The organism is Curtobacterium aurantiacum, from assembly GCF_018598555.1.
Taxonomy (GTDB): domain Bacteria; phylum Actinomycetota; class Actinomycetes; order Actinomycetales; family Microbacteriaceae; genus Curtobacterium; species Curtobacterium aurantiacum.
In genome coordinates this window covers 93,410-114,964 of the sequence record NZ_JAHEWN010000011.1, presented here as the reverse complement: position 1 = coordinate 114,964, position 21,555 = coordinate 93,410, and the positions used below count along the sequence as shown (strand labels likewise).

Sequence of the window (21,555 nt, the reverse complement as noted above, 5' to 3'; positions counted from 1 at the left end):
CGGGACGCTGCGGCGCTCTCGGGTACGAAGAAGGCCCCGGTCCTGTCGGACCGGGGCCTTCATGTGACGCTTGGTTGCGGGGGCAGGATTTGAACCTACGACCTCTGGGTTATGAGCCCAGCGAGCTACCGAACTGCTCCACCCCGCGGCACGTTTAGAAGCCTACACGGGGCCGTGGCGGGACACAAATCGAGTGTCCCGCCACGGTGTGTCTCAGTTCCCGTTCTCTGCTGCGGTGGCTGCCTCGATCGCGTCCTGGAGGCGCTGATCGGCTTCCGCCGCCGCCACCAGGTCGTTGTCGGCGTACGCCTCCTGGCGGTCCTGCAGCGCGTCCTTCGCGTCGGCCAGGGCTTCCTGCAGGGCGTCGTTGTCGACCGTGCCGGTGCCCGTACCCGTGCCCGTACCCGTCGACCCACCGGTCGAACCCGAGTCCGTGTCCGAGCCGGAGCCCGTGTCGGTGTCAGTGTCCGAGCCGGATCCGCTTCCGGAACCTGAACCGGAGCCGCTGCCGCTCGCGCCGGAGTCGCCGGCCGCGGCACCCGAGTCGCCGCCGAACAGCGAGTTCAGCGCCTCGTCGAGGGTGTCCTCGAACGCGATCTTGTCACCGAAGGCCACGAGGACCTTCTGCAGCAGCGGGTAGGACCCACTCGAGGTCGACTGGACGTAGACCGGCTGCACGTAGAGGAACCCACCGCCGACCGGGAGCGTGAGCAGGTTGCCCTGCTTCACGGTCGAGTTGCCGCGCTTCAGGATGTTGAGCTCCTGCGACACCGTCGAGTCACCGTTGAAGAGGCTCTGCACCTGTCCGGGACCTGGGATGTTGTCGGTCTTCGGCATCGTCAACAGCGTGAGCTTGCCGTAGCCCGACGCCTTCTCGCCCTTGCCGGCACCACCCGCGTCGGAGTTCACCGCCAGGTAGCCGGTCAGCACGTTGCGGTTGTTCGCCCCGGCCGACTGCTGCGGGATGTAGGTCGTGTACAGCGAGTACGCGGTCCCCTGCCCCGGCACCTTCATCGTCAGGTAGTACGGATCCTGCAGGTTCGCCCTGCTGGCCGTCGTCGTCGTCTGCGCGCCGAGCGCGTTGGTCGACGTCGCCGCGGTGTCGGCGTCGCTGTCCGACGTCGCCGTGCTCGTCGGTTCCTGCGGGGTGTTCCACGCGTCGTCACCCGAGTAGAACGAGTTCGCGTTCGTCACGTGGTACGTGCCGAGGATGGAGCGCTGCACCTTGAACAGGTCGGTCGGGTAGCGCACGTGGTCGAGGAGTTCGGCGCTCATGCTCGACACCGGCTTCATCGACGTCGGGAAGATCTTCTGCCAGGTCTTGAGGACCGGGTCCTTCGTGTCCCAGGTGTACAGCGTCACCTTGCCCGTGTACGCGTCGACCGTGGCCTTGACCGAGTTCCGGATGTAGTTCACCTGGTCGGTGCGGTAGGTCGAGGACTCGGCGCCGGCGATGCTGTCCGACAGGCTCTGGCTCTGCGAGTACGGGTACGCGTCGCTCGTGGTGTAGCCGTCCACCACCCACTGGATGCGGTGGTCGACGATCGCCGGGTAGGCGTCGCTGTCCACGGTCAGGTACGGCGCGACCTTCTGCACGCGCGTGATCGGGTCGCGGTCGTAGAGGATCTGCGAGTCCTTGTTCACCGCGTTCGAGAGCAGGACCTGCTCCGACTGGAACTTCGCGGCGTAGACGAGCCGGTTGAAGAAGTTGCCGAGGCTCGGACCGCCGTCGCCGGCGTACGTCGTGGTCGCGTTGCCGCCGTTGGCGTCGTCGGACCCGGCCGGGTAGTCGAGCTCGACGTCCTTCGTGCCCTTCGGGGCACCGACGATCGAGTACGGCGGCGAGGTCTCGCCGAAGTACACGCGCTGCTGGAAGTCGCCCAGTGCGCCGTTCGAGGGGATGCCCGACTCGAGGAACACCGGCTTGCCGTCGCTCGCGCGCTGGTTGCCGTACGCCGCGGTGACGCCGTAGCCGTGGGTGTAGACGAACGCCCGGTTGTACTGGGTGTTCGCGGCCGAGCTGAGGCCATCGAGGTCGATGTCACGCACCGCGATCACGGTGTCCTCGGTCTCGCCCTTGACGTCGTAGCGGTCGACGTCGAGCTCGTCCGGGAACTGGTAGTACTGCCGGTACTGCTGCAGCTGGCTGAACGTGTCGGAGACGATCTTCGGGTCGATGAGGCGGATGTTCGCCGTCGTCTGGGCGTCCTGCGCCAGGGCGCCGGAGCTCGCCTCGGTCGTGGCGTCGTAGTTCTGCTCCTCGACACCGGCGACGCCGTACGCGTCACGGGTGGCCTTGATGTTCCGCTCGATGTAGGCGGATTCGAAGGTGCGCTCCGAGGGCTTCACCTGCAGACGCTGGACGATCCACGGGTAGATGCCGCCGATCACGATCGCCGCGACGAGCAGCAGACCGGTGCCGACGATCGAGATGCGCCAGCGGCCGATCACCGCGGTGACGATGAAGAGCAGGGCGACGATCGCCGCGATGCCCGCCATGATCTCGCGCCCCGGGATGACCGCGTTCACGTCGGTGTACTGGGCACCGGTGATGAGCGAGTTCGACTTCGTCAGCGCTGCGTACTGGTCGAGCCAGAGACTGACCGCCTGCAGTGCGACGTAGAGCGCTGCCGTGACGGCGAGCTGGATCCGAGCGGCACGGGAGATCCGGACCTCACGACCGCCGAAGCGGAGCGCACCGTAGAGGTAGCTCGCAGCGAGGGCGGCGAGACCGGCGATGAGGACGACCGCGGACGAGTAGGCCACGATCGAGCGCCAGAACGGCAGCTCGAAGACGTAGAACCCGATGTCGAGGCCGAACTGCGGGTCCGTCTTGCCGAACGGCGTGCGGTTGAAGTACTCGAGGACCATGCTCCAGCGCCCCGCGGTCGAGAGCCCGGCGAAGATGCCGAGCACGACCGGGATGCCGATCATGACGGCGCGCCGCAGCGGTTCGATGACCTGCTGGTAGCGGTCGAGCTGCGAGTTGAGCTTCGCGTAGACCGGCCGGAACCGGAACGCGAGCGCGATGCTCACGAAGACCGGGACGGCCATGCCGAGGAAGCCCGCCAGGAACATCAGCGTCCCGGCGACCCACCGGGTCGTGAGGACCTGCTGGAACCCGAGCTGCGCGAACCACGCGTAGTCGGTGTACAGGCTGGCGAAGATGAAGAAGGCGATCACCAGTGCGGCCAGCACGATGATCGTGACCACGATGGGGACCCGCGGCGAACGCCGCCCCGAGGTGGACGAGGTTGTCGTCACTTGATGTGCTCCAGACGTGTCGGACCGGCGGGCCCGGCTCGCGGCGGGCCGTCAGTGACACTGATCCTATGGGACCGGACCGGACGTGAACCTGTACGGGGGCTCAGGACCGGGTCAGGAACCGCAGCGGGCGAGCTTCGCGGTGCTCTTGCCGTCGGCGATCGTCTGCAGGTCGGTGACGGCCTGGTCGAGCGTGGAGACGCTGTAGACGTCGAGTCCGTCCGGCACGTGCCCGACGACCTCGTCGCAGTTGTCCGCGGGGGCGAGGAAGACCGTGGCTCCCGCGTCCTTCGCCCCGTAGAGCTTCTGCCGGATCCCGCCGATGGGGCCGACCTCGCCGTCCGCCGTGATCGTGCCCGTGCCGGCGACGTGCTTGCCGCCGTTGAGCTTGCCCGGCGTGATCTCGTCGATGATCCCGAGCGCGAACATCATGCCGGCGGACGGTCCGCCGACGTCCTGCAGGCGGATCGACACCTTGAAGGGGAACTCGTAGCGCTCGGTGACGCCGACCCCGAGCAGCGCCGTGCCCTGCTCGCTGCGCGGCGTCACCCGGACGTCCTTCGTCGCGCCGTCCCGTTCGACGGTGACGGTCGCGGGGCGCGAGGTGCCGTGCTGCGCGACGGCTTCGCGCAGGCTCGCTGCGTCGGCGTTGGTCGTGAGCGACTTGCCGTCGAACGCCGTGATGACGTCGCCCTCCTCGATCGCGCCGTCGGCCGCTGAGCCCTCCTGCACGGCGCTGACCTCGAGTTCCGTGGGCAGGTCGTTCCCCTGCTGGATGAGCGCGGCGGCGACGGCCGACTGCTGCGACGCCTGCATGTCGGCGGAGTCCCGCTCGTTCACCTGCTCGGTCGTGGTGCCGCTCGGGTAGATCGCCTCGACCGGGATCACCGCCTGCGACCTGGTGAAGATCGCGCGGATCACGCTGGTCCAGGACGGGCGGTTCGTGGCGTCGCCCTGGATGCCGACGGTGAGCATGTCGAGGGCGCCGGCCGTCGGGTACGTCTCATGGCCGGACACCTGGATGAGCTTGACGTCCTTCGCGTCCTTGCCCGTCCCCTGCTTCTGCGTGCCGATGGTGTTGTAGACCGGCCCCGGGACCTCGATGAGGTAGGGGCTGGGCAGCAGACTCGCCAGCAGGCCCAGCACGACCGCGCCGATCAGGAACGCCCACCCGACCGTGCGGGCACGCGAGCGACGACGGGGCGCGGGGGCGAAGAGGGTCACGCGGGGTCCTTCCGGGGTGGGCACCCGCGCCTGGCGGCAGGGTGGTCGCCCACGTCTCGCGACGGGGCTGTTCGCCCTGGGCGCAGCGCTTCGGGCGTTCCCACGGGGGCATCCCAGGTGCGGCCCCGTGAGCAGCGATTAGCGTAGTCGGCATGCCTGATGAACCACAGCCGGGGCCGGACGACGACTTCCAGGAGATGCTGCGCAAGCTGCTCTCGGGCGAGGGGCAGATCGACCCGTCGCAGCTCGCCGGTGCCGCCGGTCTGCCGAACGACCCGGCCTCCGTGGCGAACCTCATGAGCCAGCTCCAGCGCGCCGCGCAGTCCGGTGGTGACGGCATCGACTTCTCGGCCACCGCGGAGCGCGCGACCGCGATCGCCCGTGACGGCGGGCACCCGGTCGACCCGGCGACCTCGCAGGCCGCCGACCAGGCGTTCCAGGTCGCCGCGCTCTGGCTCGACGAAGTCACGACGGTCGCCGAACTGACCGCGACGCCGAGCCTCTACACGCGGGAGCAGTGGGCGAAGGCGACCACCCCGGTGTGGACGCAGATCGCCGAGCCGGTGGCCTTCAGCATCGCCGACGCCCTGACCGAGGCGATCGACCAGCGTGCGCCCGAGCAGCTCAAGGCCATGCTCGGCGACGTCTCGAAGGCGATGCGGGGGATCGGCGGCGCGCTGTTCGCGATCCAGCTCGGCCAGGTCGTCGGCCAGCTGTCGAAGGAGGTCGTGTCCGGCGGTGACGTCGGTGTGCCGCTCCTCGACGAGCAGGTCGCCGCGCTCCTGCCCCAGAACGTCGCCGAGTTCGCCGAGGGCCTCGACGTCTCCGAGGACGAGGTGCGCATCTACCTCGCGGTCCGCGAGCTCGCACACGCCCGGCTGTTCCGGTCGGCACGCTGGCTCCGGCTGCACATCATCTCGTCGATCACGGACTACGCACGGGGCATCCACATCCCGTTCGACCGCGTCGAGGAGCTCGCGGCCGACATCGACCCGACGAACCAGGAGCAGCTGCGCGACGCGCTGGCCTCCGGTGCCCTCATCCCGCCGCGCACCCCCGAGCAGGACGCCGCGCTCGCCCGCCTCGAGACGATGCTCGCCCTGGTCGAGGGCTGGGTGGACACGGTCACCGCGGCAGCCACGGTGCGCCTCCCCAAGGCCGGGGCGATCGCCGAGATGGTGCGCCGTCGCCGGGCCGCCGGCGGCCCGGCCGAGTCGGCGTTCGCCACGCTCGTCGGTCTCGAGCTGCGGCCGCGCCGACTGCGCGAGGCCGCGGCGATGTGGCAGCGGGTGACCGACGAGCTCGGTGCGGAGCAGCGCGACGCCCTCTGGTCGCACTTCGACCTGGTGCCGACCTCGGAGGACGTCGACGCGCCCGACGTCCTCGTCGCGCGGCTGCGGAACCCGTCCCAGACCGACGAGGACGACGCCTTCGACAAGGCGCTCGAGGACCTGCTGAACGACTCGACCGGTGCGCGCCCCCACGAGGACGAGTCGGGCGGCGTGGCCGAGGACACGGGCACCGACCCCGACGGGCGCGACGGGTCCGACGGGTCCGACGGCGAGCCGGGGAACGACACCGGCGACCAGCCCGGCACCGATCCCCGGCCCCGCTGAGTTCTCCACAGATCCATCCCGTGACCCCACGCCTGCCGCACACTCCGGCACCGTGGGGTCATGGGCATCCGCATCGATCCGACGCTCGAGTTCGTCTGGCGTGACCCCGCCACGGTGCAGCTCGGGGTCGATCCCCCGCGTGCCGTCGTCGCGGTCCCCACGACGGGTGAGGAGCGGTTCCTCAGTGGGCTCCGGCGCGAGACCGGACACGACGTGCTGTCGGGCCTCGCCGTCGCGTCGGGGTGTTCGCCGGAGCGCGCCGCCGGGGTGCTCGGAGCGGCGTCGCCCGCGGTGGTCGAGGTCCTGCCCGAGCCACTCGAACGGGTCGAGGTGCACGGCGACGGGGTCCTCGCCGACACGGTGGCGACGTTCCTCTCCGGAGAAGGTGTGACGGTCAGCCGCACCTCCGCCCCCGCCGGGGGCCCGGTCGTCCTGCCCGACCCGGAGCCCCGGCTCGCCGTGGTGGTTGCCGACCACGTCGTCGACCCGGCACTCCGCGCCGCGTGGACCCGCCGGGGCGTCCCGCACCTGGCGGTCGTCGTCGGCGACGGACGCATCCGTCTCGGACCGTTCGTCGTCCCGGGAGCCGGGCCGTGCCTCCAGTGCGCGGAGTACGCGCGCGTCGACCACGACCCCGCCTGGCCGGCCATCGCGGCGCAGGTGTGGGGACGGCACCCCGCACCGCTGTCACCGTGGCGCTCGGCGGCGGTGGCCGCCGCGACGACGCGCATGCTGGCGGAACGCCTGCCGCTCCGGACCCAGCGTGCAGCACCCGACCAACTCGTCTTCGAGCGCGACGACCTGTCGGTCAGCCGTTCGACGGTGCTGCCCCATCCGCGGTGTGCGTGCCGAGCGCTGCCAGGAAGCGACTCGGAGCCCGGGCTCCCCCACGCCTGGAGCCCTGTTGCGACCACGTGATCGTCACCGACCGGCGGGCACGGGTGAGCCCGACGTAGAACAGACGCCGTTCCTCGTCCACCTCGGTGTCAGTGGTCGCGTGCGAGATCGGCAGGAGCCCCTCGGCAGCGCCGGCGATGACCACGTGCGGCCACTCCAGACCCTTCGACGAGTGCAGGGTCGCGAGGGTCACGGCGTCGACCTCGGGTTCGTGGTGCGTCGCCGCCCGGTCCACCAGGTCCTGCGTGAACTGCTGCATGGTCGTGCCGGCCGGCGCGTCCTCGGCGAGGCCCATGATCGCCTGCAGGGCCTCCCACTGCTCGCGGACGGCCCCCGTGCCCTCCGGCGGCGTCTCCGACCAGCCGCTGACCTGGAGCACCAGCCGGACCCGTCGGGTCAGCTCGTCGTCCGTCTGCCGGATCGCCTCGCCGCGCATGTGGTGGACGGCCAGCTTGACCTCGGGGCGGTTGAAGAACCGGGTCCCGCCCTGCACGCGGTACGGGATGCCGTTCCGGCCGAGTGCGGACTCGAGCGCGGCCGACTGCGCGCCGACGCGGAAGAGCACGGCGCAGTCCCCGTAGGACGCCCCGGCACCGACGAGCTCGGCGATGCGGCGTGCGATCGTCTGTGCCTCGTCACCGTCGTGGACGCAGGACAGCACGATCGGTTCGGGGCCCGGCTCCTGGCTCTGGGCGATCAGGTCGAGCGCACCAGGCTGACCGCGCATCAGGGTGTTCGCCGCGTGCACGACCTCACGGGTGGAGCGGTAGTTCCGCTCCAGGCGCAGGACCGAACCACGCGGGAACTCCGACCCGAACCCCAGCAGGTAGTCGCTCGACGCCCCGGCGAACGAGTAGATGGTCTGGCTGGCGTCGCCGACGACACACAGGTCGTCGCGGCCGCCGAGCCAGGCCCGCAGCAGGTCGTGCTGCACCGGCGAGACGTCCTGGTACTCGTCGACGACGAAGAAGCGGTACTGCTGCCGTACGTACGACGCCACCCGCGGCTCGGACTCGACCATGCCGAGGGTCGCGAGCAGGACGTCCTCGAAGTCGAGCTGCCGACGGTCGTCCTTCAGCCGCTCGTACGCCTTCATCAGGTCGATGACGCGGCGCGGTGTGGTGTCTCGCGGCATCACCCGGTCAGCCGCGGCGGCCTCGTACTCGTCGAGGGAGAGCATCTGCACCTTGCGCCACTCGACCTCGGCGGCCAGGTCGCGGAGCACCGGGGTGTCGACCTGCATGCCGACGGTGTCGGCCGCGTGCGCGATCATCCGCCCCTTGGACTCGACGATCTTCGGCGCGTGCCCGCCGACGGTGTCCGGCCAGAAGTAGCTGAGCTGCGCCATCGCGGCGGCGTGGAAGGTGCGCGCCTGGACGGTCCCGGCACCGAGCGCCCGCAGTCGGGAGCGCAGCTCACCGGCGGCTCGGGTCGTGAAGGTCAGCGCGAGGACGTGGTTGGGCGCGTAGGTGCCCGTCGCGACCCCGTAGGCGATGCGGTGCGTGATGGCGCGGGTCTTGCCCGTCCCCGCACCGGCCAGCACGGCGACCGGACCGAGCAGGGTGCGGGCGACCGTGCGCTGTTCGGCGTCGAGCGCGGCGAGCAGTTCGTCGGGCGACGGCGGCCGGGGCTCGACGGCCCCTGCACCGCCCGCAGCGGCTGCGCCACGTGGACCGGCGACGCTCACGGCAGGTCCAGCGGCCCGCCGTACCACTCCTCGATGATGGCGCGGGCGATCGAGGTGCGTCCCGGCAGCAAGAGGGTGTCCCCGGCGCGCTGGCGGATCTCGTCGCGCGAGAACCACCGCACGTCGAGGATCTCCACCCCGTCGGGACGGGCGGTGGTCGGGTCGCCGCCGGCTGCACGTGCGCGGAAGCCCACCATCAGCGACGCGGGGAACGGCCACGGCTGCGAGCCGAGGTACTCGGGCTCCTCGACACGGACCCCGGACTCCTCCCAGACCTCGCGGCGGACGGCGTCCTCGAGCGACTCCCCCGGCTCGACGAACCCGGCGAGCAGCGAGTACCGGTTCGCGTCCCACGCGGCGTTCGAGCCGAGCAGGATCCGGTCGTCGGCGTCGACGACCCCGACGATGATCGCCGCGTCGGTACGCGGGAAGTGGTCGTGCCCCTCGGGGTCACGACGGACCCATCCACCGCTCACGACGGCGGTGGCCGACCCGGTACGCGGGGAGAACCCGTGCACGGCGTGCCAGTTGGCCATCGCCACGGCCTCGACCGCCAGGCCCTGGTCACGCGGCGACAGCTCGGTGCCGAACATCCGGAGGCTCTGCCACGCGTCGTCCGACGGTTCGATGGCGGTCGCCGTCCCGCCGTCGATGAAGGCGGCGACGAACCGGGTGCCCGCGGCGGCGTCCGGTGCGTCGGAGACGGCGCGACCGAGGTACAGGGTCACGGTGTCGACGGGGATCTCCGCCGCGGTCACGAAGCGCAGGGTGCCGTCGGGGTTCCGGAGCATCTCGGCTCCGCGCACCGGCAGGTACCGGGTGCGCTCGTCCTCGCGCAGGACACGCTCGAGGTCGTCGGTCGTGCGGAACTCGGCGTCGCGGTCGAGTTCGTTGCGGGAGAGCGGGAGCCGGGCGGCGAACTCGACGGTCACGGCGGGAGAGCTCCTCGGATCGGGTGCGGACGTGCAGGAGACGTGCGGTGGGCGTGCGGGCCGCCGAACAGCGTGGCGTGCAGCCGTGTACGCGTCACGCGCCTACCCTGAGGGGCATGGCGGGATCCCAGTTCACTCTAGCCGCGTTGGCGACGACGGCCGTTCCAGGTCTCCTCGTCACGGGCACGCGCACGCTCGGCTCGGCCGCGGCCGGCGACTACGAGTCGGCGCTCCTCCGCGACGCCGACGGCACCGAGATCGTCATCCGCCGTCCCCGGAACCAGCGCGCCGAGGCCCGGCAGTCGGCCGACCTCGTCGCCATCCGTGCGTTGAGCGCGGGGATCCGCACACGCCTGCCGTTCGGGGTGGCCGAGTACCGCGGACAGGCACCGATCGGTTCGACGCGCGCCATCGTCACGACCCGCCTGGCCGGGACCCACCCGACCCTCGCGTCGCTCGTCGACCGCCCCGACCTCGCCACCAGCGTCGGCCGTGCCGTCGCCGCGATCCACCAGCTGCCGACGAGCTTCGTCTCCGACGCCGGACTGCCCTCGCTGACGCCGTTCGAGGTGCTCCGCTCCGCCGTCTCGGTGATGGACCGCGCGGTGGCGACGAAACTCGTCCCCGCCGCGCTCGTCGAACGCTGGGAAGGTGCGGCGCGCGACCAGCAGCTCTGGCAGTTCACGCCGACCGTCGTGCACGGTTCGCTCGGCACCGGGGCGCTGCTCGTCGACGGCGATGCGGTCAGCGGGATCCTCGACTGGGGTGAGCTCCGGCTCGGCGACCCCGCCAAGGACCTCGCCTGGGTGCTCGCCGGCCGCCGTGACGCCTTCGACACCGTCCTCAGCGCCTACGAGGCGAACGGCGGCGGGCGTGACCGTCAGCTCGCACAGCGTGCGCGGGTGCACCACGAGCTCGAGACGGCGCACTGGCTGCTGCACGGCGTGCAGGCGAAGAGCACCGAGGTCGTCGATGACGCCGTCGCGATGATGCACCGCCTGGTCGACGCGGTCCACGCACCGAGTGCGGAGCCGCTGCAGTCCGTCTCACCGGAGACGATGGAGATCGGCGAGGTGGAGCAGTTGCTGTCCTCCACCGAGCGACGCCACGGCTGACGCCGTCGGCCTGCCCTTCGTGAGCAGGAATGGTCGGGTTGCTGCGGCGTACCCGACCATTGCTGCTCACGAAGGCCCGGCAGGGGCCGTGCTCGCGACCGCCTGGAGGCCCGGTGCCGTTCCCTGGGACCGGCTTCGGGCCTCCAGGGCGGAGCGCGCCCGTCCAGGGCGGAGCGCGCCCGTCCAGGGCGGAGGGGCCCGCAGGACGTCAGCCGATCGCCTCCGACCACGCGCGCTCGAGACCGGCGCGGTCCAGCAGCTCGGTCGGACGGACCTCGAGGTCGTCGGCGACGAAGTAGAACACCGCGTCGACCTGGTCGAGCGGCCGACCGGTGAACTCGGCGTACGCGACGCGGTACAGCGCGAGCTGCAGGGTGCGACGGGCGAGGTCGTCGGCGCCCGACGGTGCCTTGCCGGTCTTCCAGTCGACCACCTCGGCGCGTCCGTCGATCTCGTAGACGGCGTCGAGCTTGCAGACCACGCTGTGCCCGAGGAACGGGATGTGGATCTCGCGTTCGACCTCGATGGGGGTCAGCCCGGCCCACCGGGAGCGGGCGAACGTGGCCTGGAAGTCCGCCAGTCGACGGGCGTCGTCGTCGGTGACCACGGCGTCCGGTGATGCGTCCGCGAGGTCGTCGGCGTCGAGGTCGAGTTCGCCGTCCCACACGTCGAGCGTCTCGAGGGCACCACCGCTCCGCGCCCGCTGCTCCACCCACTGGTGGAAGAGCGTGCCCAGCCGGGTGGCGCGGTACGGGCGCTCCGGCATCGGCCGACGGAGCCGCTCCGCCACGGAGTCGGGTTCGGTCAGGTAGTCCTTGAAGCCCGACGCCGGGACGCGGTGCGGGACGGCGACCGCGTGCCTCGCGTTCCGGGTGGCATGCCGTTCGGCGAGCAGCAGGTCGATGTCGGCCGCGAACCGACCGGAGGCACCGGGGTTCGCGTTCCGCACCCGCTCGGCGGCGGCCAGGACGCGCGGTGCACGCTGCCCGAACGGCACGTGCGGCCAGGTCTGGGTCGCGCCGCTCTCACCCATCGGGTTCTCGTCGTGCACCGTGGTCTCCGGGATCGCCGCTCCGTCGATGACGCCCGCGTCGACCAGGTCACGGAGGTACCGGCTCGGCTCCGTCGGCCGGACACCACCGGCCCAGAAGGAGCCGGACACCAGCAGGTCGTGCTTGGCACGGGTCAGGGCGACGTACGTGAGTCGACGTTCCTCGTCCTCGTTGCGGGCCTTCACCTGTTCCTTGAAGGCGTCGATCGCCGTGGTGACGTCCTTCTGGGTCTCCTGCCCGCGCCACGCGAGCCGGGGCAGTTCGGCGGCGTCGCCGCGGAACTCGTACGGCAGTCGGCCGAAGCCGAGCCACCCGGACGAGCCCTCCTGCGGGCGCGCGGGCAACCCGCCCTCGACCATCCGGGGCACCGCGACGGCGTCCCACTCGAGGCCCTTGGACCCGTGGATGGTCAGGATCTGGACGGTGCCGGCCTCCGGTTCCTCGGACCGCGGGCCCATGTCGTCGCGCCGAGCGGCGGCGTCGATCCACCCGAGGAACGAGCCGAGGTCGGCACGGTCGTCGGTCGAGACGAACCCGGCGAGCTCGTCGATGAAGGCGTCGAGGTAGGCGCCGCTGCCCTGCTCGTGCGCGGCGACCTCGATGTCGAGCCGCATCTCCTGCACGACCAGGGTCACGAAGTCGACCAGGTCGCTTCCCGCACGGGACCGGAGCATCGCGAGCTGCTCGCCCAGGGCACGCATCCGGCTGCGACCGGCCGGGGTGATGCCCTCGAGCGCGCCGTGCTCGTCGGGGGCGGTCGCCACGAAGTCGAGCGCATCGACGATGGAGCCGTGCTCGCCGGCGGCCACGGAGGCCCGGAACGCAGCGGTCAACTCGTCGTCGAGGCGCTGCTGGGTGTGGTCGCGCTGGAACAGCCAACGGGCGAGCTGGTGCAGGGCGACGATGTCGGCCGCACCCACCCGCCACCGGGCTCCAGCGAGCAGCCGGATCAGGTCGTTGCCGGCGGCCGGGTCGTGCAGCACGCGCAGGCAGGCCACCAGGTCGACGATCTCCGGGCGCTGGAGCAGGCCCCCGGTGCCGAGCACGTGGTACGGCACCCCGCGGGCACCGAGCGCCGCCGTGAACGACGCCAGGTCCTTCCGGGCCCGCAACAGGAGCGCCATCGAGCCGGCCGGGTCCCGGCGGCGGCGGTCCTGGAACCAGGCGGCGACCTCGTCGGCCTCTTCCGGCAGGGTCTCGGGGAACACCACGCGCACGGTGCCGGCATCCGCACCGGGGCGCGGCGAGAGCCGCTCGACGTCCACCTCGGACGCCTCGGAGAGGGGCGCGACGATCGCGTTCGCCCCGGCGAGCACGTCGACCGGGTTGCGCCAGCTCGTCGACAGCGCGAACGTGACCGGTTCGGCGACCCCGGGCTCGTCGCCGCCGAAGTCGTGCGGGAACCGGGCGAGGTTCGCCGCACTGGCACCGCGGAACCCGTAGATGGACTGGTGCGGGTCGCCGACCGCCATCACCGAGTGCCCGCGGAACAGCCGGGCGAGGAACCGGGTCTGCACCACCGAGGTGTCCTGGTACTCGTCGAGGAGCACCACGCCGTACCGGCTCCGCAGGTCCGTCACGACCCGCGGAGCCGACTCCGCAGCGGCGAGCGCCAGGGCGATCTGGTCGGAGAACTCCACGAACCCGCGGTCGACCTTCTGTCGGCGGAACTCCGCGACGAGGTCAGCCAGGGGTTCGAGGGCACCGATGGCGGCGACCGCGTCGGTGATCGCCTTGTAGGGCTTGCCGCGGTTGCCGGGGAGTTCGAGCAGTTCGGAGAACTCCACTGCGAACCGGCGGAGGTCCTCGGGCTCGACGAGGTGCTCGGAGGAGGCTCCGGCGAGCGCCACCACGGCGGCGGTCAGCGTGTCGACGTCGCGGTCGAGCCCGGCGAGCCGGTCGTCGCGAGCGGCCACCACCACCCGGCGGGCGAGCTGCCAGGCCGATGGCTCGGTGAGCACCTGGGACTCGCCGTCGCGGCCGACGAGCAGCGCGTTCTCGCGGAAGACGGCGTTGGCGAAGGCGTTGTAGGTCGAGACGGTGGGCGCTTCGAAGGCGTCGCCGGGGGTGATCAGGCCGACGTCCTCGAGCGCGCGGATGCGGTCGTTGATGCGGACAGACAGTTCACCGGCGGCCTTGCGGGTGAAGGTCAGGCCGAGGACCTCGTCGGGGCGGACGTGGCCGTTGGCCAGCAGCCAGACGACGCGCGAGGCCATCGTCTCGGTCTTCCCGCTGCCGGCACCCGCGACGACGAGGGCCGGCACGAGCGGCGACTCGATGACGGCACGCTGCTGGGCCGTGGGGCGCGGTCGGCCGAGGGCGTCGGCGATGGCGTCGGCGCCGTGCCGGACGACGGGCGGAGCAGCGGCGGCCGTGCCGGCCATACCGGCCGCGCCAGCCACATCAGCCGCGCCGGCCACGCCAGCCCTGTCGGCAGTGTCCGCCGTGTCGGTCGTGTCCGCCGTGTCGGCAGTGTCGGTCGTCTCGCTCACCAGGTCACCTCCGCCACCACGTGGATCCGGCACTCGACGCCGGTCCGGGCCTTCTCGCAGTGGTCGTCCACGTTCGCCACGAAGGTCCTCCCGGCCATGCCCCGCGCCACACCGTGCAGTCGTTCGCGGTACGCCTCACGTGCCTCGGCGTCGAACGCGTGCTGCGTGCGCTCGGAGAAGGCGTTCCCACCGCGGGGGTTCTGGACGAACACGAGCCGGGCATCGGCCATCGGCGATCCGGCCGGCACGCCCTCGACCGCGCCGTCCTCGACCGCGAGCTGGTAGGCGCCGAGCTGCGGGTGGTCGGGCATGTCGTTCTTCTCGCTGGGCATCGAACGGCCGGTCTTCAGGTCGACCACGCTGACGCGTCCCTCGGGGTCGACCTCGATGCGGTCGATGCTGCCCCGGATGCGCGCGGGCCCGGTGACGAGCGCGAACGAGGTCTCGGCGCCGAGCAGCCGTCGACCGGCGCTGGCGAACGTCCGGAGGTAGTCGCTCAGTCCCTCGATCATCCGCCGGGTGCGCGCGCGTTCGCGGTCGGCGACCCAGGGCGACTCGAACGTCAGCTCGTCCCACCGTGCCTCCACCCGGTCCCACAGCGACTCGACGTCGATCTCGGTGGCGTGCTCCATCGCTTCGTGCACGATCGTGCCGATGCCCATCGCGGGGCTCGGGGCGCCACCGCCGAAGGTCTGCGCGAACCAGTGCACCGGGCACTCCTCGAAGGTGCCGATCCGCGACGGCGACACCGACACGGCCGGTGCGACGGGCTCACCGCCCTCGACCTCGGGCGCAGGCTCGGCGTCGAGGTCGACCAGGGGGTCGTCCGTGGTCGGCTCGGCGAGTCCGTACCACTCGTCCGGGGCGGCGCCGGGCACCTCGGCCTCGGCCAAGCGGGCGAGGGCGGACGCGGCCTCGTGGTCACCCGAGGCGACGACCCGACGGCGCAGCGACCCGGCGAGGCCGCGCAGGGACAGCGGGTGCACCGTCGGCTGGCGGTCCGGCGGCACGGGGACGAGTCGGACGAAGGGCGACGGGGATTCGTCGTCGTTCGCGACGGTGCCGATGACGACCTGGGTGGTCGCACGCGACACGGCCCGGGCGAACAGGCGGAGTTCGTCGGCGACGACGGCGGCGCGGTCGTCGATCGGCGAACGTTCGACGCCGGCGGCGGCGCGGACCAGGCCGTCGGGGTCGAGCAGGCTGCCGCGGACCCGGGTGTTCGGCCAGACGCCGTCCTGCAGGCCGAGCACCACGACCACGTCGCACTCGAGTCCGATCGTCGCCGAGGGCGTCAGCACCCGCACCCGGCCGGCGGTCCGGTCCGGGCCGATCGAGTCCTCCGGCAGGTCGGCGCCGAGCAGGTCGTCGACGAAGACCCGCGCGGGGGCGTCCGGGGTGCGCTCGACGAAGCGCTTGGCTGCGGTGAACAGGCCGACGACGGCATCCAGGTGTCGATCGGCCTCGCCGGCACCGACCCCGCCGGCTGCGGACTGGGCACCCCAGGACTTCGCGAGGCCGCTGCGTTCCCAGAGCCCCCAGAGGATCTCCTCGATGCTCGAGCCGGACTCGGCGTCGGTGCGGGCCTGCACCAGGCTCCGGGCCAGCCGGGTCGCCCGACGCGCGAAGCCCGCGTCCACCGTCGCGAGGCGCTCCGGTGCCCCCAGCGCGTCGACCAGCAGCTCGTCGGCGGTGCGGCTGCCGTCGCCCGCCAGTTCCTCTCGCCGCAGCGCGAGCCGGAGCCGTCGCATCGCCAGGGTGTCGAGGCCACCGAGGGGCCCGGTCGCGAAGGCGGTGGCCAGGGCCGCGTCGAGCGGCAGGACGCCGAGCGCCACAGCGGCCGCGTCGAGCAGGGCCCGCGCCGCCGAGTCGTCGCGCGGACGGACAGGTGCGGCACCGGCGGTCGCCGGGACCTCGGCCACGGAGAGCGCACGGACGAGCTCGGGGATGGCCGCACCGCTCCGGGTGACCACCGCCATCCGGTGCCAGGGCACGCCGTCGAGCAGCCGGTGTTCACGCAGCCGGCGGGCGATGGCGACCACGAGGGCGGACCGGCTCGCGGCTTCGAGGTGCACGACCGCGTCGGAGCGGGCGTCCGCGTCGTCCGCGGTCGCGCTGCGTTGCCGTCCGGCGGCTGCGGTGCCGATCCGGCCGGTGACGCCGGTGACCAGCGCGCGGATCGGGGCGGGGTGGCGGTGCACCGTCAGGAGGAAGAGCTCGTCGACGCGGTCCACTCCGAGCCGCACCGCGAGCCGACCGAGCACGTCCGGTTCGGCGCCGCGGAACGCCGACGCGGCGATGTCCGGGTCGCCGAACGCCACGACCTGCACGCCGGAACGAGCGAGTGCCCCGAGCAGGGCGATCTCGCCCTCCACCAGTTCTTGCGTGTCGTCGACCACGAGCAGGCGGAGGGCGGCGATGCTCGCGGGCAGCTCGTGCCGCAGCACCGCTGCGGTGGCGTAGGCCACGAGCTCGCCGGAGTCGAGTCCGGTGGGCCGGAACGCGGTCACGGAGGCCCGGTAGTCGTCGACGAAGTCGCCCACCGACCGCCACTCGGGGCGTCCGAGCTCGTCGCCGAGTTCCCGCATGTCGTCCGGTTCGACACCGGCGGCGACCGCGCGCATCATCACGTCGCGCAGAGCCGTGCGGAACCCCGCTCGCTCACGGACGACGGCGGTGATCGGGTCGGGCCACGCGGGTCCGGTGCCGTCGAGTTCGTGCCCGGCGAGCAGGTCGGCGATGATGCGGTCCTGCTCCCCGCCGGTGAGGAGCGTCGGCGGTTCCTGGTCCTGCGTCGCCGCCGCGTGGGTGACGATCTGGAACGCCAGTGAGTTCACGGTGCGAGCGAGGGCGCCCGGCACGACCCGGTCGACCGCCGTGGCCAGTCGGTCACGCAGCGCGGTCGCGGCCGTGCGGGACGAGGTCAGGGCGAGGACGGTCGCGTGGCCGTCCGGGGTGATCGCACCGGCGCGGTTCAGCCGGTCGGCGACGAGCCGTGCGAGCGTGGTCGTCTTGCCGCTGCCCGGCGCACCGATCACCGCGGCGTGACGGCCGTCCGGCAGCGCCAGCACCGCCGCCTGCGAGGGGTCGTCCACCAGTGCGCGCGCGAACCCGGCATCCTCGGGAGCGGGCATCAGCGTGGTCAGCGGCACGCTCGTACGGTACCCAGGACCGCCGACAGCACCGCTGCGGACGCGCGGGGCTCTGGTCGTGTGACCGGCCGAGTGCGCCCGCGGCGAACGGCCGATACCGCACGGGACCCCTCGGATACGCTGTGGTCGTGGACATCAAGATCGGCATCATCAACAGCCCGCGCGAGATCGCGTTCGAGACCGCCCAGACCGCGGACCAGGTCGAGAAGGCCGTGTCCGAGGCCCTCACCGCGCAGGCGACCCACCTGTCGCTGCAGGACGACAAGGGCCGTCGCTTCATCGTGCCCGTCGCATCGCTCGCCTACGTCGAGGTCGGCGCGGAAGAGGCACGGCGCATCGGCTTCGTCGCCTGACGACGTGGAACTGCTCTTCGCCGTCCTCGGCGGCGTCCTGATCGGTGCCGTCGCGCACGTGGTCCTGCCGTGGCGGTCGAGCCGTGGCGTGCTCGTCGGCCCGGCGGTCGGCGGCATCGCCGCGGCCGTCCTCTGGGAAGCCCTGACCTGGGCCGGGTGGCGGTACGACGGCACCTGGATCTGGGTCGTGGCCCTGGTGGGGTCCGGCGTGGTCGCACTGGTGGTCGAGTGGCTGCTCGGGACGCAGCGCGACAAGCGCGACGCGGCGTACTACGAGCAGCTCAAGACCCGCGGCGCCTGACCCTCGAGCAGTCTGACCGCTCAGGCCGTCAGCCCGAGGGCGTCCATCCGTCGGGTGTGCGCAGCGATGAGCTCGGTCCAGACCGGCTCGAGTCGCTCCTGGTCCTCACGGGCATGCGACGCCAGTGCCGATCGCGCCACCAGCAGGGTGTCGCCGACCAGCCGTCGGCCCCACATCGCGAGCCGCGACCCGATCTGCGGGTCGTCCTCGATGTGTGCCGTGAGCTCCACGACGACCGCGGCTTCTTCACGCGCGTCGAACACCGAGCGCAGGCGCTGCCGCACGTCGACGGGCAGCGAGCGGAGCAGGTTGCCGAACAGGTCGTTCAGGATGCCGGCGGTGACGTACCCGGTCAGCATCGACTCGTACCAGTCGGCGCCGCTCGTGCGCTCGAGGAACAGGTCGATCGCCTCGCGGTGCGGGGCCATCAGCGCCGCCGGGTCCTCGCCGAGGCGCTCGATCTCGGCCACGATCGTCCGGTGCCGCTCGAGCGCCGTGGTCGCCAGGACCCCGGTGACCAGTCGGCCGGACAGGGTCGGAGCCGAGGCACCGGCCCGTCCCATCGTCTCGTAGACGGAGAGCTGCAGGTACGCGGCCTGCCCCAGGTAGACGTCGAGCTCGGGACTGACGTCATCGAGCGCGAGACGCTTGACCTGTGCGGCTCCGCGGGGGTTCCGCGATGCGAGCCATGCGGCAGCGAGCTGCGCCGCGCGCTTCCGGTTCCACCACGACACCACCCGACCAGCATAGAGGGCGCACCCCGAGGGACCTGCCGGTCGCCCCGCCAGGTGCCCGGACCGGACCGCCCGACTCCCCCAAGCACCCCGGCGCGCCCCGGAGGACGGCCCCATCGGTAGACTGGCCCGGACTTCCACCAGAACTAAGGTGATTCTTTGACTTTCTCAGACCTCAACATCGACCAGGACATCGTCGATGCACTGGCCGGCAAGGGCATCATCGAGCCCTTCCCGATCCAGGAACAGACCATCCCGCTCGGCCTGACCGGCCAGGACATCATCGGCCAGGCCAAGACGGGTACCGGCAAGACGCTCGGTTTCGGCCTGCCGCTGATCCAGCGACTCGGCGCCGACCCGGCGCACGGCGTGAAGGCGCTCGTCGTCGTCCCGACCCGTGAACTCGCGGTCCAGGTCACCGAGGACCTCGAACTCGCGGCCTCGAACCGCCCGACCACGATCGTCTCGATCTACGGCGGCAAGGCCTACGAAGGCCAGGTGGAGCAGCTCAAGGCCGGCGCCCAGATCGTCGTCGGCACGCCCGGGCGACTCATCGACCTGCAGCGGCAGCGTCTGCTCGACCTCTCCCACGTGCAAGAGGTCGTGCTCGACGAGGCCGACCGCATGCTCGACCTCGGGTTCCTGTCGGACATCGAGCGCATCTTCCAGGCCGTCCCCGAGGTGCGGCACACGATGCTGTTCTCGGCGACGATGCCGGCGCCGATCGTCGCCCTCGCCCGCCGGTTCATGAGCCGTCCGGTGCACATCCGGGCGACCGACCCGGACGAGGGCCTCATGCAGGCCAACATCAAGCACCTCATCTACCGGGCGCACTCGCTCGACAAGGACGAGGTCATCGCCCGCATCCTCCAGGCCGAGGGCCGCGGCAAGACCGTGATCTTCACCCGCACCAAGCGTGCGGCGGCGAAGCTGGTCGAGGAGCTGAAGGACCGCGGGTTCAACGCCGCGGCGGTGCACGGCGACCTCAACCAGGAGCAGCGCGAGCGCGCGATGGCGGCGTTCAAGGCCGGCAAGCGCGACGTGCTCATCGCCACCGACGTCGCCGCCCGTGGCATCGACGTCGACGACGTCACGCACGTGATCAACCACACGATCCCGGACGACCCGGACACGTACCTGCACCGTGCGGGCCGCACCGGCCGCGCTGGCAAGACCGGCATCGCGGTCACGTTCGTCGACTGGGACGACCTGCACAAGTGGACGCTGATCGACAAGGCCCTCGAGTTCGGCATCCCCGAGCCCGTCGAGACCTACTCGTCGTCGCCCCACCTGTTCGAGGAACTCGACATCCCCAAGGGCACCAAGGGCCGCCTGCCCGGCTCGTCGTCGCACGCGGCTTCCGCGGGCGCCCCCGCCGAGAAGCGCAGCGGCGACCGCCCGGCCGCGGGTGCTACGGGTTCGCGTGACGCGTCGCGTTCCCGGTCGCGCAGCCGCACCCGGTCAGGAGGCTCGGAGCAGTCCGCCCCGCAGGCGGCACCCACCGAGTCGGTCGCCCCCACCGCCGCGGCCGGCACCGAGGACGGCGCAGCCGCCGAGGGTGGTCCGACCACCGACGGCGCCGCGAAGCGCCGCCGTCGTCGCCGTCGTCGCGGTGCCGGCACCGGCGATGCCTCCGCGACCACCTCGGCACCGCAGGCCACGTCGGACGGCGAGTAGCGCCTCCAGACCGAAGGGCCCGTCGCTGACGCGACGGGCCCTTCGTCGTCCCCACCCGCGGACCGGCCCACGCGCGCAGCGACGGTTCACGTGGATGCAGGCGCGTGACCTGTCGCGCAGGCCGAAGACTCGTCTGTCGGCAGGTCGGCCGATGGGCCTGCCGTCAGGCCAGGCGGGAGCCGGGGCCGACGACCGGCGCGCTGCCGGTGGCCTCGGACACGATGGTGTCGAAGGAGACACGTGCGGTGCGGTGCTCCCCCAGCCGGTTCGGCTTGCCGGTGCCGTGGTAGTCGCTCGAACCGGTGACGAACAGGCCGTAGCGCGTCGCCCAGTCGAGCAGGGTGCGCTTGCCGTGCGCCAGGTTCTCGCGGTGGTCGACCTCGAGCCCGCCGAGCCCGGCGTCGACGAGGTCGCGGAGCATCGGCTCGTCGATGACGATCCCGCGCGAGGACGCCGCCGGGTGCGCGATGACGGGCACGCCGCCCGCCTGCCGGATGAGTTCGACGCCGCGCAGGGGCGAGGGTGCCTCGTGCGGTTCGTAGTAGCCGGACGCCGGGTGCAGGATGCCGCGGAACGCCGCGGACCGGTCGGACTCGAGCCCGCGGGCGACCAGGGCGTCGGCGATGTGCGGACGGCCGATCGTGGCACCGGGGCTGGACTGGGCCAGCACGTCCGCCCAGGTGATCGGGTGGTCCTCGGCGATGCGGTCGACCATGCGGTGGGCGCGGGAGAGCCGGCCGTCGCGGATGCGGGTGGTCTCCTCGACCAGGCCGGGGTGCTCGGGATCGACCAGGTAGCCGAGCACGTGGACGCTGCGGTACCCGATGCGGGTGCTCAGCTCGAGCCCGGGCAGCAGGGTCAGGGGCAGCTCACGAGCCGCGGCCGTGGCGTCCGCCCAGCCCGCGGTCGTGTCGTGGTCGGTCAGCGCGACGGCGTCGAGTCCGGCGGCCGCGGCCGCTCGGACGAGCTCCGCGGGACGCTCGGTGCCGTCGGAGACACTGGAGTGCGCGTGCAGGTCGATGAACGGGTCTGGCACGTCGCCAATGCTATCCACAGGTG

14 protein-coding genes and 1 tRNA gene are annotated in these 21,555 nt (G+C 72.1%); 6 read left to right on the top strand and 9 right to left on the bottom strand.

What is annotated here, in order from left to right:
* Positions 1-71: 71 nt before the first annotated feature.
* The 3 genes from KK087_RS11495 to KK087_RS11485 form a co-directional block, all read right to left on the bottom strand.
* Positions 72-148 (bottom strand) — tRNA-Met (locus tag KK087_RS11495).
* A gap of 65 nt (positions 149-213) precedes the next feature.
* Positions 214-3,264: a UPF0182 family membrane protein gene (locus KK087_RS11490; protein ID WP_307860043.1), complete on the bottom strand. Its 3,051-nt coding sequence runs from the start codon at positions 3,262-3,264 to the stop codon at positions 214-216.
* 114 nt (positions 3,265-3,378) lie between these two features.
* The gene (locus tag KK087_RS11485; RefSeq protein ID WP_214565383.1) at positions 3,379-4,488 is read right to left on the bottom strand and encodes a YlbL family protein; all 1,110 of its coding nucleotides are present in this window, start codon (positions 4,486-4,488) and stop codon (positions 3,379-3,381) included.
* Positions 4,489-4,640: 152 nt separating this feature from the next.
* Between KK087_RS11485 and KK087_RS11480 the strand changes: the two genes are divergently transcribed.
* Entirely contained in the window at positions 4,641-6,104 is a 1,464-nt protein-coding gene (locus tag KK087_RS11480) for a zinc-dependent metalloprotease (RefSeq protein ID WP_250901030.1), read from the top strand.
* Positions 6,105-6,164: 60 nt separating this feature from the next.
* Positions 6,165-7,022 carry a TOMM precursor leader peptide-binding protein gene (locus KK087_RS11475; protein WP_214565381.1) on the top strand — a complete coding sequence of 286 codons (858 nt, stop codon included), beginning with the start codon at positions 6,165-6,167 and terminating at the stop codon, positions 7,020-7,022.
* Here the strand turns inward: KK087_RS11475 and KK087_RS11470 are convergent.
* Entirely contained in the window at positions 6,913-8,688 is a 1,776-nt protein-coding gene (locus tag KK087_RS11470; protein ID WP_214529045.1) for an ATP-dependent helicase, read from the bottom strand. The two genes, KK087_RS11475 and KK087_RS11470, sit on opposite strands and share 110 nt — an antisense overlap.
* Positions 8,685-9,620, bottom strand: a complete 936-nt coding sequence (gene nudC, locus KK087_RS11465) for an NAD(+) diphosphatase (RefSeq protein ID WP_214529044.1) — start codon at positions 9,618-9,620, stop codon at positions 8,685-8,687. Before nudC ends, KK087_RS11470 begins: the two co-directional genes overlap by 4 nt.
* Positions 9,621-9,736: 116 nt before the next feature.
* Between nudC and KK087_RS11460 the strand changes: the two genes are divergently transcribed.
* Positions 9,737-10,735: a phosphotransferase gene (locus tag KK087_RS11460; protein WP_214565371.1), complete on the top strand. Its 999-nt coding sequence runs from the start codon at positions 9,737-9,739 to the stop codon at positions 10,733-10,735.
* 208 nt (positions 10,736-10,943) lie between these two features.
* Here KK087_RS11460 and KK087_RS11455 read toward each other — a convergent pair whose 3' ends face one another.
* Together KK087_RS11455 and KK087_RS11450 are read right to left on the bottom strand one after the other, a co-directional pair.
* Positions 10,944-14,171, bottom strand: coding sequence for an ATP-dependent DNA helicase (locus KK087_RS11455; protein ID WP_214565420.1), 3,228 nt, complete (start codon positions 14,169-14,171; stop codon positions 10,944-10,946).
* A gap of 104 nt (positions 14,172-14,275) precedes the next feature.
* The gene (locus KK087_RS11450) at positions 14,276-17,431 is read right to left on the bottom strand and encodes a UrvD/REP family ATP-dependent DNA helicase (protein WP_214565369.1); all 3,156 of its coding nucleotides are present in this window, start codon (positions 17,429-17,431) and stop codon (positions 14,276-14,278) included.
* Positions 17,432-17,559: 128 nt separating this feature from the next.
* Here KK087_RS11450 and KK087_RS11445 point away from each other — a divergent pair, with 128 nt between their 5' ends.
* The gene (locus tag KK087_RS11445; protein ID WP_214529041.1) at positions 17,560-17,784 is read left to right on the top strand and encodes a DUF3107 domain-containing protein; all 225 of its coding nucleotides are present in this window, start codon (positions 17,560-17,562) and stop codon (positions 17,782-17,784) included.
* A gap of 4 nt (positions 17,785-17,788) precedes the next feature.
* Positions 17,789-18,085 carry a hypothetical protein gene (locus tag KK087_RS11440; RefSeq protein ID WP_214544059.1) on the top strand — a complete coding sequence of 99 codons (297 nt, stop codon included), beginning with the start codon at positions 17,789-17,791 and terminating at the stop codon, positions 18,083-18,085.
* A gap of 20 nt (positions 18,086-18,105) precedes the next feature.
* On the opposite strand, the gene KK087_RS11435 is transcribed toward KK087_RS11440, so the two are convergent.
* Positions 18,106-18,819 carry a ferritin-like fold-containing protein gene (locus KK087_RS11435; RefSeq protein ID WP_307858367.1) on the bottom strand — a complete coding sequence of 238 codons (714 nt, stop codon included), beginning with the start codon at positions 18,817-18,819 and terminating at the stop codon, positions 18,106-18,108.
* Positions 18,820-18,978: 159 nt separating this feature from the next.
* Here KK087_RS11435 and KK087_RS11430 point away from each other — a divergent pair, with 159 nt between their 5' ends.
* Positions 18,979-20,496 (top strand): DEAD/DEAH box helicase, encoded by a 1,518-nt coding sequence (locus tag KK087_RS11430; protein ID WP_214529038.1) that lies wholly within the window; start codon positions 18,979-18,981, stop codon positions 20,494-20,496.
* A 163-nt stretch (positions 20,497-20,659) separates the two neighbouring features.
* Here the strand turns inward: KK087_RS11430 and KK087_RS11425 are convergent, their stop codons facing one another.
* Positions 20,660-21,532: a PHP domain-containing protein gene (locus KK087_RS11425; protein WP_214529037.1), complete on the bottom strand. Its 873-nt coding sequence runs from the start codon at positions 21,530-21,532 to the stop codon at positions 20,660-20,662.
* Positions 21,533-21,555 lie beyond the last annotated feature (23 nt).

What these genes read in the sequence shown, in the direction of transcription:
- KK087_RS11480 (WP_250901030.1), top strand. Translation starts at nt 4,641, where the DNA reads ATGCCTGATGAACCACAGCCGGGGCCGGACGACGACTTCCAGGAGATG.
- KK087_RS11475 (WP_214565381.1), top strand. Translation starts at nt 6,165, where the DNA reads ATGGGCATCCGCATCGATCCGACGCTCGAGTTCGTCTGGCGTGACCCC.
- KK087_RS11460 (WP_214565371.1), top strand. Translation starts at nt 9,737, where the DNA reads ATGGCGGGATCCCAGTTCACTCTAGCCGCGTTGGCGACGACGGCCGTT.
- KK087_RS11455 (WP_214565420.1), bottom strand. Translation starts at nt 14,171, where the DNA reads ATGGCCGGCACGGCCGCCGCTGCTCCGCCCGTCGTCCGGCACGGCGCC.